This window comes from Microbacterium atlanticum, from assembly GCF_015277815.1.
GTDB classification, from domain to species: Bacteria; Actinomycetota; Actinomycetes; order Actinomycetales; family Microbacteriaceae; genus Microbacterium; species Microbacterium atlanticum.
Genome location: NZ_CP063813.1, coordinates 3,153,904 through 3,166,630, shown reverse-complemented (window position 1 = coordinate 3,166,630; position 12,727 = coordinate 3,153,904). Strand labels below are relative to the sequence as shown.

Here is a 12,727-nt window from a genome sequence, read left to right as displayed (position 1 = left end):
CCGGAAGGACTCACTGGTTGAGGACGACGTCCATCTCGGCGAAGAACTGCGAGACGGCGTCATCGACGGTGATGGTCCCGAAGTTGAGCTCCGTGCCGAGCTGGCGGAACTTCTCCTCCAGCGTGCCGTAGCCGATGATCGGAACGGGCGGGGCGTCGCCGAGGCGGTCCGAGATCGAGGCCTCGTAGTCGGCGATCTGCTGGCTCAGCGGGTCGAGCTCGGCTGCCGCGAGGGCCGTCTCCGAGGCGGGGAGGCCGCGGTTCGTTCCGAAGATCTCGCCGGACTGCGGCGAGTTGATGAGGAAGTTCACCAGGGTGGCCGCTGCCTCGGGGTGGTCGGTGTTCTCCGCGATGGCGTGGAGCATCGAGGGCTTGAGGTACAGGTCCTTGGCGCCTTCCTCGGTGATCGGCGGGGCCACGAGTCCGAGCTCGGGGTATTCCTCGCCGAGGTTGCCGAGGTATCCCGATCCGAAGTTGTCCCACGTCAGCTCGGACGCGGTGAGCGCGGTGTCGAAGGGGCTCAACGGAGCCACCTCCTCGACGCGCTGCTGCGGGACGCCGATGCCGTCGCGGATGTCCTGTCCGGACTCCCAGAACTCGGCGAGCCGGTCCTCGTCGAACCCGGGCTCGCCGTCATCGCTGAAGAGGTCCGATCCCTCAGCGCGCAGCTGCAGCTCGAAGTTCTGGATGCGGCCGGTGAAGTCGCTGCCGCCCCAGAACGCGCCGCCGGAGGCGTCGGTGACCTCGCCCATCCACTCGGTGTAGTCCGCCCACGTGCCGCCGTCGAACTCCTCGACGCCGGCCTGCTCGAGCAGTACCGGGTTGGTGTACATGCCCCACGCGTTCGTGGAGGTCGGGATGGCGTACGTGGTGTCGTTCACGACGCCGATGTCGAGGATGTTCTGGGGCAGCGGGTCGGTCTCGATGATGCTGCCGAGGTACGGGTCGAGGTCGAGGAGCAGGCCGTTCTGGGAGTACTGACGCAGGTAGGAGTAGTCGAACTGCATCACGTCCGGCAGGTTGCCGCCGGCCGCCTCCGTCTGCCGCTTCTCCCAGAACTCGGGGAAAGCCAGGAACGAGGTGTTGACCTCGATGTTCGGATACTCCTCATTGAACGCCGCGATCGCCTCGTTGTAGAGCTCGGCGCGGACGTCGTTGCCCCAGAAGGCGAGGTCGAGCGTGACCTCCTCGTTCGGGTCGAAGGTGGGGTCGGCCTCGGGGGTGTCACCGTTGCCGCCGGCGCAGCCGGCGAGCACCAGGGCGGCGCCGGCCGCGATCGCGGTGACGGCGAATGCCCGCTTCTTGCTGAACATCCTTGTCCTCTCTTGAACGTCTGCGTTCGGTGTGTCCGCGAGACGTTCCTCGTCTGTGTGTGCGGTGTTGCGCGTCCCTCGGTGCGGATTGGCGAGTGCTGGAAAGCGCTTGCCCGCTACGGTACCTGAGCGAAAAACGTTTCGCAAGAGACCTGAGCGAGAATTTGAACGATTCAGTGAGAGCGCCCGACCGGCCGATGGCCCGGTCGCAGGTCGATGACGGCGCTCGCGAAGCTGCGACGATGGGTGGGGTGCACCGCGAGGTCGGCCGGCGTGACGACGGCGCCGTCGGCGTCGGCCGACGCGTACATCGCCGCGACGAGCCCGAAGGTGCGGGCGGGCGCGTCGGCCGTCGGGGGCAGCGGGGCGCCGGCGCGCAGCGCGTCGAACACGTCGCGCAGCAGGTACTCGTGGTCGCTGCGCTCCTCGGGTCCGGTGAGTGCCCACGTGGCGGACTCGTCGGGGTCGATGTGCGCGGCCGGCGTGATGCGCCAGTTCTCGTGGCCGTGGCCGTACAGGTGATCGACGGTGATCGTGGCCTTCTCGGTGTCGATGCGGATCGAGCTCATTTCGCGCGGTGACACGGTGCTCGAGACCACCTGGGCGACGACCCCGCCCGTGAAGACGACCGTCCCCGTCGACACGTCCTCGGTCTGCGTCTGCCGGTCCAGTCGCCACATCCGCGCCTCGACCCGCTCCCAATCACCGAGCAGGTACGCCAGCAGGTCGAGCTGGTGGATGCCGTGGCCGAGCGTCGTCCCGCCGCCCTCGGTCTCCCACTTGCCGCGCCATGGCACGGCGAAGTACGCGGCGTCGCGGTACCAGAGCGTCTGGCACTGCGCGAGCAGCGGTCGTCCGAGCGCCCCGGAATCGAGGAGCCGCTTCGTGTGGGCCGCGGCGGTGCCGGTGCGCTGCTGGAAGACCACCGCGAGTTCGCGGCCGGCGGCGGAGGCGGCATCCGTCATCTCCTCCAGCTCGTCCAGCGACGGCGCCGGCGGTTTCTCGACGACGACGTGCGCGCCGGCGGCGAACGCGGCGACCGCCTGCGCCGCATGCGCGACCGGGGGCGTGCAGATGTGGACGACATCGGGCTTGTCGGCGCCCAGGAGCGCGTCGAGGTCGTCGTAGATCGCGGGCCGGCCGTGCTGAGCGGCGAAGGACTCCGCCGACGCCCGTGACAGGTCTGTGACGGCGACGAGCTCGGCGTGCGGGTAGGCCGCGATCGCGCGGGCGTGCGCATGGGCGATGGCGCCGGTGCCCACGATGGCGCAGCGAAGAGTGTCGGTCACGTCGGCTCCTCGGGGATCGAGCGGATGCCGGAGGCACCCGATCCTCCCAGGGTAGGCGCCGGTGGCGGAAAGCGCTATCCGCGCGCTCGCTGAGTCGTACCGTGTTCGGGGCTCAGCAAGATCAGCGCCCAGCGGCCTGAAGAAGCGCTTCCTCGCGCCGCCGGAGGCGATTCTTCCTGAATCCTGCGCGGCCCCCTGACGGCACCGGCCGGCACCGCACTCAGCCGGCGAGGCCAACCTGTGTCCAGTGCAGGCGGGCGTAGCGGCCCGCCGCCGCCAGCAGCTGGTCGTGGGTGCCGATCTCGGCGATCTCGCCGTGCTCGAGCACGACGATGCGGTCGGCCTGCCGGATCGTCGACAGCCGGTGGGCCACCACGAGCGTCGTGCGTCCCGCCATGAGGCGGTTGAGGGCGTCCTTGACGAGCTCCTCGGACTCGGGATCCAGCGCCGAGGTCGCCTCGTCGAGCAGCAGGATCCGGGGATCGCGCACCAGCGCCCGCGCGATGGCGAGCCGCTGCCGCTGGCCGCCCGAAAGTCGCGCGCCGCGCTCGCCCACGACGGTGTTCCAGCCTTCGGGGAGCGCATCGACGAACTCCGCCGCATTGGCGTCCCGCAGCGCGGCGCGCAGCCGCTCGTCCGAGGCGTCTTCCAGGCCGTAGGCGATGTTCTCGCGGATGCTGCCCTCGAACAGCACCGACTCCTGCGGCACGACCGACACCGAGCGGCGGACGGTGCGCAGATCGAGGTCCTGCATGTCGGCGCCGTCCAGCAGCAGTCGGCCGGCGGTCGGACGCACGAAGCCCAGGACGAGGTTGAGCATCGTGGACTTGCCGGAGCCCGACGAGCCGACGAACGCGACGGTCTCGCCGGGGAGGATTTCGAGCGACACGTCGTGGACGGCGTCGCGGTCGGCGCCGTCGTAGCGGTGCGACACATGCTGCAGCTCGAGGCGCCCGTCGACGGACGTCACCGCGCGCTTGCCCTCGTTCTGCTCGAGGTCCGGCTCCTGCAGCACCTCCGAGATCGAGCGCATCGACTCCATGCCCCGCGCCCCGACGGGGATCAGCATGAGCAGCGACGTCAGCCCCTGGGTCAGCAGCGTGAAGTACGTCGACAGCAGCACGACCTCCCCGGGGGTGATCGGCAGGATGCCGGTGAGGGCGAAGACGGCGGCCGCGACGAGGCATCCGAGCCCCAGCAGCTGCATCGCGACCCACGAGATCGAGGCGACGTGGCCGTTGAGCATGTCGAGGTCGAGACCCGCGCGGCGCACGCCGTCGGCGCCGGCCTGCACGCGCGAGACGGCGGTGCGCTCGAGCCCGTGAGCGCGCGTCACCGGGATGAGGGAGGCCATCTCGCCGACACGGGCGGCGAAGCCCTCGACCTCGCGGCGGAAGACCTCGTTGCGGGCGCGCGAGCGGCGACTCAGCGCCCAGCGCAGGCCGAGTGCGATCGGCACGGCGAGCGCGTAGACAGGGAGGAACTGCGGCACGGCGATCGCCGTCATCACCACTGCGCCGATGAGCACCATCGTCGCCGACAGGAGCGGATGGGTGACCTGCTGCAGCATCAGCTCGACGTTCTCGACGTCGCGCACGACCTTGGTCTGCACGATCGACGAGCTCACGCGGGTGTGATAGCCGATCGAGAGGCTCTGCAGCCGCGCGGCGAGGGCGTTGCGCAGATCGGCCCCGGTGTCGCGCACGACGGTCATGAAGTTGCGCGTGTACGCGATGTGCATCGGGTAGTTCTGCAGCAGCAGCACCGCGGCAACGGTGAACCAGACCAGCACCGTGGAGACGTCCCCGCCGGTGGCGACGAGGTCGATGATCCGCGCCGTCACCACCGGGAGGAACCACAGCGGCACCTCCTTGCACGCGAAGGCGAGGATCGCGAGCGCCATCCGGCCCGGCCGCCGGGCGAGCAGGCGCAGCACGGAGCGTGCCGGCCGGCGGTGCTGCGCGAGCGCGATCACGCGGATCGGTCCGGTAAACGCTTTCTCAGCCATGAGGACATGCTAGACGGATGCCGCCACCCCGCGGCCCGCCACCCGAGGCTCGCCGTCGCCCGGCCGGGCGCCCGGATACCCGAGGCTCGCCGCCGCCCGGCTGGGCGCCGCCCCCGCGAACGAGCAGAAGACCGGGCTACCCGGCCGTCGAGGCGCGCACGACGAGCTCGGGCTGATAGACCACGCTCGCGAGGTCGGAGCCGGACGCGCCGGACAGGCGGGCGAGGAGGAGTTCGGCGGCGGCCCGGCCCATCTCACGTGCCGGCTGCCGCACCGACGTGAGCGGTACGGCCGCGATCGCGGCGAACTCGATGTCGTCGTAGCCGACGACGGCGACATCGTCGGGCACGCGGACACCGCCGGCGATCAGGCCGTGGACGAGGCCGATCGCGAGGTGATCGTTGGAGGCGACCAGGCCGTCCGGCCGATCCCGGGGCGACCGCGCGGCGAGCTGCTCGCCGAAGGCGACTCCCCGCGCGGAGGTGGTCCGCTCGGTCCAGACCGGCTCGATCGTGGCGCCCGGGCACGCCGCGACGGCGAGCCGCGCACCCTCCAGCCGCTCGCGGACCTGCCGCACCTCCCCGCGGGCGCCGACGAACGCCAGCCGCCGTCGACCCGAGGCGAGCAGGTGCTCGGCGGCGAGGCGGCCGCCGGCCACGTCGTCGAACGAGACCGAGGGCAGCTCCCCGGTGTCGTCGGCGGCATCGACGAGGACGACGGGGATGCCGCGCCCGCGCAGCCGGTCGAGCCATGGTGCGAGAGGTCCGAACGGGCTCACCAGCGCCCCCTCGACGTGCACGCGCTCGAAGAGCTCGAGGTGGTCCCGCTCCTTCGCGACGTCGTCGGAGCTGTTCCCGACGAGCACGCGAAGGCCGGCGGCGGATGCGGCATCCTCGGCGCCGGCGACCATGTCGGCGAAGAACGGGTTGGCGATGTTGATGACGGTCATCCCCAGGAGGCCCGACCGCCCGGCGCGCAGCGCCTGCGCCGCCTGAAGCGGGACGTACCCGAGCTGCTCGGCCGCGGTGCGGACCCGCGCCACGAGCCCCTCGCTCACCATCTGGGGGCGATTGAGGGCGTTGGACACCGTGCTGATCGAGACGCCGGCGCGCTCCGCGACATCGCGGATGCCCACTCGCTTCATCGCGCTCGTCCCGTCTGATCGCCGCCGCCGGGACGGATCCCGCGGGCGATCGGTCCGACCATGGTAGGCGTGTGCCGCCCGGAGCGGGTCACGACGGCGTCAGCTCCCCGGCGATCGCCCGGGTCTCGTCGGGAGACCAGACGCGGGAGCCGAACGCGTGGCGGTGCGCGAGCCGGAGCTCGGCGCCGGGTGCCATCAGGACGTGCTCGTCGAACGACGCCGACGGCGCGAGGATCGGGAAGGGCTCGCTGCGAACGAACCAGCGGATGGCGGGGGCACCGGTCGACGTGCCGGCGAACGCGATCACGGTACCGCCGCCGTCGACCTCGTCGTGCTCGCCGGAGAACGCCACCCACGGCGTCTCCCGGCCCATGAGCGGTTCCGTCCCGGCGTCGTCCGGGAGGCCGGCGGCCAGCACCCGGCCTCCCGTCCACGCCCGAGGCATCCGGATCGCGTACCCGGTGTAGCCGGCGTTCGGGCGACCTTCGGTCGTCGGACTGCCGAGCTCCAGGTCACGGCCCGATACGTTGCGCAGCGTCGTGGCGAAGTCGAGCACCCAGAGGCCGCGCTCTTCGTCGAGGCCGTGGAAGCGGTGCGTGCGGACCTCGGTGATCCACTCCGCGCCGGCCTGCGTGATCCAGGTGAGCTCCTCGGTGAACGAGACCTCCGAGCCGGCGTGGGCCACCGTCGTGAAGCGGTCGTGGCGCATGCGGCCGACGTTGTCCAGGGCGACGTACCCGGCGTCGCGCCGATACGTCGGCCCGCCCCAGAAGTTCTCACCCGACACGTGTGTCCACGTGAACTGCAGTCCCTTGTGCCACCGGTGGTCCCACGGGCGGTATGCCGTGAGCGGCGCGCCGTCCAGCGCGCGGATCGGATGGAAGAAGGGCTTGGGGCCCTCCGTGACCGGGCCATCCGCGTCGAACGCGTACCGGGCGATGTCCACGCCGGCGGCGGTGACGATGAGTTCGGTTTCGTGGAGATGAAGCAGGAGATCCGGCACGTGGTCCATTGTGGCGCAGATCCTTGGAAAACGCTTGCCCTTCATCAAGAGCGTGTGATTGTAGCGTCCGCAAGCCCCAAAGGATAGGGGCATTCGGATTCTCACAGCAGAATCGACAGTGACGGTAGCGTCTTGGTCATCTCACAAGAGACGCCGCAACCCCCCGCAGCGTCCACGAGAAAAGGAGAGATCAATGCTCTGGACCATCATCGGCCTCATCATCATCGGCCTCATCGCCGGGCTCATCGCTCGCGCCGTCATCCCGGGCAAGCAGAGCATCGGGATCCTGATGACGATCGTGCTCGGCATCGTCGGGTCGTTCGTCGGCGGCTTCCTCGGCTTCCTGATCTTCGGCGCCGACCCCAACGGCGGCTTCCTGCAGCCGTCGGGCATCATCGGCTCGATCATCGGCTCGATCATCGTGCTCGGCATCTACGTGGCCGTCACGCGCCGCCGCGGCGTCGCGCGCTGACAAGGGTTCCGGACGGTCCGCCCCCTCGGCGGACGTCCGAGAGGCTCACGGAACGCGCGAACCCCCATGCTCCGGCATGGGGGTTCGCGCGTTCCGGCGTCTGTGCGCGGAACCCGAGCGGATGCCGCGCACCGACGTCACGCTCCCGAGATGGCGGCCGCCACCACCTCTCGTGCCTCCGCCTGCACCTGTGCGAGGTGCTCCGGGCCGCGCAGCGACTCGGCGTAGAGCTTGTAGACGTCCTCGGTGCCCGAGGGGCGCGCGGCGAACCACGCGTGCTCGGTCTGCACCTTCAGGCCGCCGATGGCCGCGCCGTTGCCCGGCGCGTGCGACAGCTTGGCGGTGATCGGCTCGCCGGCGAGCTCCGTGGCAGAAACCGACTCGGGTGCCAGCTTGCCGAGCGCGGCCTTCTGGGCGGCGGATGCCGGGGCGTCCACGCGCTGGTACGCCGACGCTCCGAACTCGGCCTCGAGCTCGGCGTACCGCTGCGACGGCGTCTTCCCCGTCACCGCGAGGATCTCGGCGGCGAGGAGGCAGAGCAGGATGCCGTCCTTGTCGGTCGTCCAGACCGTGCCGTCCTTGCGGAGGAACGACGCGCCGGCGGACTCCTCGCCGCCGAAGGCGACCGAGCCGTCGAGCAGGCCGGGGACGAACCACTTGAACCCGACCGGCACCTCGAGCAGGGGACGCCCCAGCGACTCGGCGACCCGGTCGATGATCATGGAGCTGACGAGGGTCTTGCCGATCGCGGCATCCGTCGGCCAGTCGGGGCGGTGCGCATACAGGTAGTCGATCGCGACCGCGAGGTAGTGGTTGGGGTTCATCAGGCCGGCGTCCGGCGTGACGATGCCGTGGCGGTCGGCGTCGGCGTCGTTGCCGGTGAGGATGTCGTACTCCGCGCGGCGGCCGATGAGCCCCGCCATCGCCGACGGCGACGACGGGTCCATGCGGATCTTCTCGTCCCAGTCCAGCGTCATGAACTTCCACGTCGGGTCGACGTCGGGGTTCACCACGGTCAGGTCGAGGGCGTGCACCTCCGCGATCAGAGCCCAGTACTCGACCGACGCACCGCCCAGCGGGTCGGCGCCGATGCGCACGCCCGCCGACCGGATCGCATCGACGTCGATGATGCTCCCCAGATCTCGCACGTAGGCGTCGCGGAAGTCGTACTGCCCGAGCGTGTCGGCGTCGATGTCCTTGAACGGCGTCCGCGCGACGCCCTCGAGGCGCGCCGCGATGAGCTCGTTCGCGCGGTCGGCGATCCACCCGGTGGCGTCGGTGTCGGCCGGTCCGCCGTTCGGCGGGTTGTACTTGAAGCCGCCGTCGCGCGGCGGATTGTGGCTGGGAGTCACGACGATGCCGTCGGCCCGGCCTGGATCGGCGGCATCCCGGCCGCGGTTGTACGTGAGGATCGCGTGGCTGAGGGCCGGCGTCGGCACCCACGAGTCCCGCGCGTCCACGCGCACGTCGATGCCGTTCGCGACGAGCACCTCGATCGCGCTGCGCTCTGCGGGCAGCGAGAGGCCGTGCGTGTCGCGCCCGAGGAAGAGCGGACCCTCGATGCCCTGCGACCGGCGGTAGTCGACGATCGCCTGGGTCGTCGCCAGGATGTGGGTCTCGTTGAAGCTGCCCGAAAGGGACGAGCCGCGGTGCCCACTCGTGCCGAACACGACGCGCTGCTCGGCAGCGGCCGGATCGGGTACGACGTCGTAGTACGCGGCGATCAGCTCATCGATGTCGATGAGGTCGGAGGCTTCGGCGGGCTGTCCTGCTCGGCTCATGCGTCCCAGTCTGCCCGTCCACCCGGGGCGCTGCACAGGCTTGACGCCGTCGGCGTAACGGATAGAGGAAGTCGCGGTTCAGCATTCAGTCTCCCCGGGCACCGTTCCCCGGCGCGGCCGCGGGAAACCCGGGCCGGCGCCCGCACGCCCCAACGGGCGGACTGAATCCTGAACGCGGATAGGCTGACACGCGTGACTTCCGAGGCCGCCGCCCCCGAGGCATCCGCTCCCGCCCGCCGCACGTACAGCTACCTCGGGCCTGCGGGAACCTTCACCGAGGCGGCGCTCGCGCAGGTGCCCGAGGCGCGCGGCCACGACTGGCGGCCGGTGCGCAACGTCGGAGAGGCGCTGGCCGACGTCGTCGCCGGGCGGTCCGACGCGGCGATGATCGCGATCGAGAACTCCGTCGACGGCGGCGTGTCGACGGCGCAGGACGCGCTGGCCACCGTGCCCGGACTGCGCATCGTCGGGGAGTACCTGGTGCCCGTCGAGTTCGTGCTCGTCGGCCGCCCGGGCACGCGGCTGGACGACGTCTCGCTCATCGCCGCCCACCCCGTCGCCTATGCGCAGTGCCTGCAGTGGCTCTCGCGGACGCTGCCCGCTCACGCGCACGTGCCGTCGGCGAGCAACGTCGCCAGCGCCATGGGGCTGCTGGACGGATCCAGCGACGCGGATGCCGCGATCGCGCCTCCCGGGATCCTCGAGCATCACGACCTCGAGCTGCTGGCCTCCGACATCGGCGACAACCCGAACGCCGTGACGCGCTTCGTGCTGGTGAGCCGGACGGTCGTGCCGCCGCCTCCCACCGGCGCCGACAAGACGTCGCTCATCGTCGAGCTGCCCGACGACCACCCCGGTGCGCTGCTGGAGATGCTCGAGCAGTTCGCCACCCGGGGCATCAACCTGTCGCTCCTGGCCTCGCGTCCGATCGGCGACGAGCTCGGCCGCTACCGCTTCGTCGTCGACGCCGACGGCCACCTCGAGGACGAGCGCATGGCCGACGCGCTGATGGGGCTGCGCCGCTTCAGCCCGCGGGTGATCTTCCTCGGCTCGTATCCGCGCGCCGACCGCGCGGTGGTGCGCTACCCCGAGCGGTACTCCGACGACGTGTTCGTCGAGGCCAGGGACTGGCTGCGCGGCCTCATCTCCGGGGAGCCCGACCCGCAGGACTGAGCCGGGCCCGCTCTCACCGGCCGAGCTCGGCCGCGAGCAGCTCGAGGGTCTGCAGCCGGCCGGGGGCCGCATCCATCGGCTCGTTCTCATACGATCCCGCGATGGGCGAGATCATGACCTCGTCGACGTCGTGCTGCGCGGCGAACGCGCGGAGATCGGATGCCACGGCCTCGGCCGTGCCCACGAACCACTTCGCGCGCGCCGAGGCCATGACGGTGTCGCCGAGGCCGGCGAACTCGGCCGCGTTCGCGAGCGAGTGCTCGACCGTCTCGAGAGCGACCAGCGGGCGGTTGGTCCGCAACCGCGCGGTCATGCGGAGGTTGGGGAGGGCGCGCTCGTCGGCCTCCTGCTGCGTCGGCGCGACGAGGACATTCGCCGTGAGGAATGTACGCGGTGCCGCGAGGGATTCGGACGGCTGGAAGGCCGACCGGTACAGCCCGAGCGCGCGTTCCAGCCCTTCACCCGAGAAGTGGTTCGCGAACACGTAGGGCAGCCCGAGCGCCGCGGCGAGCTGCGCCGAGTAGTCGCTCGACCCCAGCAGCCAGACCTCCGGCGTGGTGGTCGCAGCCGGCGTCGCGTGCACGTCGTAGGTGCCACCCGAGGTGAACCGCAGGCTTGCGCCCTCGGGCGCGACCAGGCGCATGATGTCGCGCACGTGGTCGGGGAAGCGCTCGACGTCGCTCGTGGTGCCGCTCTGCCGCAGCAGCTGAGTGATGACGGGGTCGGAGCCGGGCGCCCGCCCGAGGCCGAGGTCGATGCGCCCCGGCGCCAGCGCCTCGAGCGCCGCGAACTGTTCGGCCACGACGAGCGGGGAGTGATTGGGCAGCATCACGCCGCCCGAGCCGAGGCGGATCCGCGTGGTGCGAGCCGCCGCCGCCGCGGCCAGCACCGGCGGCGTCGTCGAGGCGACGGCCGGCATGTTGTGGTGCTCGGCGAACCAGTAGCGGCGGTACCCCAGCCGGTCGGCGGCGGCGGTGAGGGCGAGGGATGCCGCGACCGCCTGTGCGCTCGTCTGGCCGCTGCGCACCGGCACGAGGTCGAGGACGGACAGGGCCGGGGCGGAGGTGGCGGTGCTCATCACTGAAGCCAACCCGCCGTGGTGGGGGTCCTATTCCGATGAGCTGGCGGCGCCCGTCACGCGAGCGCCGGGGCGGACTCCTCCGTGAACGGCACGCTTCCCGCGCTGCAGAACGAGCCGGGGGAGTGCACCAGGTGGGCGATGCGCAGTTCGGCCTCGTCGTCGCCCGCGGCCTCCGGGCGCAGGGCGTCGTCGATGTAGGTGGAGGAGTTCGCCCGCGCCGCGCTCGCCGCGCGGGACGTGTCGCCGGTCGCGTCTTCCGGACCCGCGGGCGCCGGGGCCGTGCCTGCGCGGCTGAGGGGCACGGATGCCGCCCGCCGGCGTTCGGGGGCTTGTCAGGCGGTGCCGCGCCAGACGATCTCGCAGTCCAGTCGCATCTCCGCGGGGGTCTCGTCGCCGCGCAGCCGGGCGAGGACGAGGCCGGCCGCCTCCGCGCCGAGCCCGGCGGCCGGCTGGCGCACGGTCGAGAGCGCGGGGGTCGTCCGCAGCGCCCATGCGCTGTCGTCGAACCCGACGACGCCGATGTCATCCGGCACCTGGCGACCGGTCTCCTTGATCGCCTCGATCGCGCCGGCGGCGACGGCGTCGGATGCCGCGAACACTCCGTCCAGGTCGGGGGCGCGTTCGAGCAGCCGCCGCATGCCGGCCGTGCCCGCCGAGTAGGAGTAGAGGGGCACGGGCTCGACGAGCGCCTCGTCGAAGGACGCGCCGAGCGCCGTGCGGAACCCGCGCAGCCGGTCGGCGCCCGAGTCGCGGTCGAGTGCGGCGGCGATCATGCCGATGCGCCGCCGGCCGGTCTCGGCCAGGCGACGCGTGATCGCTTCGGCGGCGCCGGCGTTGTCGATCACGACGAACGAGGCGGAGTCGGCAGCCCCGGGCGGGTGGCCGACGTAGGCGGCGGGCAGCTCGAGGCGCTCGACCACGCGCGTGATCGGGTCGTCCGCACGGGCGGAGACGATGATGACGCCGTCGACGAGGCCCCCTGAGAGGTACCGCGCCACCCGCTCGGTGTCGCGCTCGGTGTCGACGATGAGCACGGCCATCTGGTGGTCGGCCTCGGACAGGCGGGTGTTCGCGCCGAGGAGGATCGCGCCGATGTTGGGATCCTCGACGAACAGCGAGTGGGGCTCGTGCACGATGAACCCGACGGCCTGCGTGCGCTGCATGACGAGGTTGCGTGCCGCGGTGTTGGGCACGTAGCCCACCTTCGCGATGGCCTCCTGGATCGCCTCGCGCGCCGATGCCGAGACGTAGCGATCGCCGTTCACGTATCGGCTCACGGTTCCTCGCGAGACCCCCGCTGCTAGCGCGACGTCGTGCACGGTGGCTCGCTTGGATCGGGCCTGCCTGGTGGTCATCGACTCACTGTACTGCGCGGAGGTGTTGACACCACGGGCACGTCGGTGGCACTCTGTGTACGTTCACAGAAATCGCCGGACGCTTTCGTGAGGCCGTCTCTGTGCACGT

At 71.4% G+C, this 12,727-nt stretch carries 11 protein-coding genes; 2 read left to right on the top strand and 9 right to left on the bottom strand.

The features are described 5' to 3' along the window. Positions 1 to 10 precede the first annotated feature (10 nt). The 5 genes from IR212_RS14575 to IR212_RS14555 all read right to left on the bottom strand — a co-directional run bounded on the left by IR212_RS14575 (position 11) and on the right by IR212_RS14555 (position 6,765). Positions 11 to 1,312 (bottom strand): ABC transporter substrate-binding protein, encoded by a 1,302-nt coding sequence (locus IR212_RS14575; RefSeq protein ID WP_194396585.1) that lies wholly within the window; start codon positions 1,310 to 1,312, stop codon positions 11 to 13. 173 nt (positions 1,313 to 1,485) lie between these two features. Then, complete coding sequence (locus IR212_RS14570; RefSeq protein ID WP_194396584.1) at positions 1,486 to 2,601, bottom strand: Gfo/Idh/MocA family protein; 1,116 nt, start codon at positions 2,599 to 2,601, stop codon at positions 1,486 to 1,488. Positions 2,602 to 2,821: 220 nt separating this feature from the next. Further along, entirely contained in the window at positions 2,822 to 4,609 is a 1,788-nt protein-coding gene (locus IR212_RS14565) for an ABC transporter ATP-binding protein (protein WP_194396583.1), read from the bottom strand. Between the two features lie 136 nt (positions 4,610 to 4,745). Then, positions 4,746 to 5,753, bottom strand: a complete 1,008-nt coding sequence (locus tag IR212_RS14560) for a LacI family DNA-binding transcriptional regulator (RefSeq protein ID WP_194396582.1) — start codon at positions 5,751 to 5,753, stop codon at positions 4,746 to 4,748. An 88-nt stretch (positions 5,754 to 5,841) separates the two neighbouring features. Further along, complete coding sequence (locus IR212_RS14555) at positions 5,842 to 6,765, bottom strand: DUF6807 domain-containing protein (protein ID WP_194396581.1); 924 nt, start codon at positions 6,763 to 6,765, stop codon at positions 5,842 to 5,844. Positions 6,766 to 6,949: 184 nt separating this feature from the next. Between IR212_RS14555 and IR212_RS14550 the strand changes: the two genes are divergently transcribed. After that, complete coding sequence (locus tag IR212_RS14550) at positions 6,950 to 7,228, top strand: GlsB/YeaQ/YmgE family stress response membrane protein (protein WP_194396580.1); 279 nt, start codon at positions 6,950 to 6,952, stop codon at positions 7,226 to 7,228. Between the two features lie 137 nt (positions 7,229 to 7,365). Here the strand turns inward: IR212_RS14550 and pgm are convergent, their stop codons facing one another. After that, a complete protein-coding gene (gene pgm, locus IR212_RS14545; RefSeq protein WP_194396579.1) occupies positions 7,366 to 9,009 on the bottom strand; it encodes a phosphoglucomutase (alpha-D-glucose-1,6-bisphosphate-dependent) in 1,644 nt (547 codons plus the stop codon). A 192-nt stretch (positions 9,010 to 9,201) separates the two neighbouring features. Here pgm and pheA point away from each other — a divergent pair, with 192 nt between their 5' ends. Next, positions 9,202 to 10,182: a prephenate dehydratase gene (gene pheA, locus IR212_RS14540; protein ID WP_194396578.1), complete on the top strand. Its 981-nt coding sequence runs from the start codon at positions 9,202 to 9,204 to the stop codon at positions 10,180 to 10,182. Between the two features lie 13 nt (positions 10,183 to 10,195). Here the strand turns inward: pheA and IR212_RS14535 are convergent, their stop codons facing one another. Genes IR212_RS14535 through IR212_RS14525 form a run of 3 tightly spaced genes read right to left on the bottom strand, consistent with a single transcriptional unit; the run spans position 10,196 to position 12,618 of the window. Continuing rightward, complete coding sequence (locus tag IR212_RS14535) at positions 10,196 to 11,260, bottom strand: LLM class flavin-dependent oxidoreductase (RefSeq protein ID WP_194396577.1); 1,065 nt, start codon at positions 11,258 to 11,260, stop codon at positions 10,196 to 10,198. A gap of 56 nt (positions 11,261 to 11,316) precedes the next feature. Beyond that, a complete protein-coding gene (locus tag IR212_RS14530) occupies positions 11,317 to 11,565 on the bottom strand; it encodes a hypothetical protein (protein WP_194396576.1) in 249 nt (82 codons plus the stop codon). Between the two features lie 30 nt (positions 11,566 to 11,595). Next, positions 11,596 to 12,618 (bottom strand): LacI family DNA-binding transcriptional regulator, encoded by a 1,023-nt coding sequence (locus tag IR212_RS14525; RefSeq protein WP_194396575.1) that lies wholly within the window; start codon positions 12,616 to 12,618, stop codon positions 11,596 to 11,598. Positions 12,619 to 12,727: the final 109 nt, after the last annotated feature.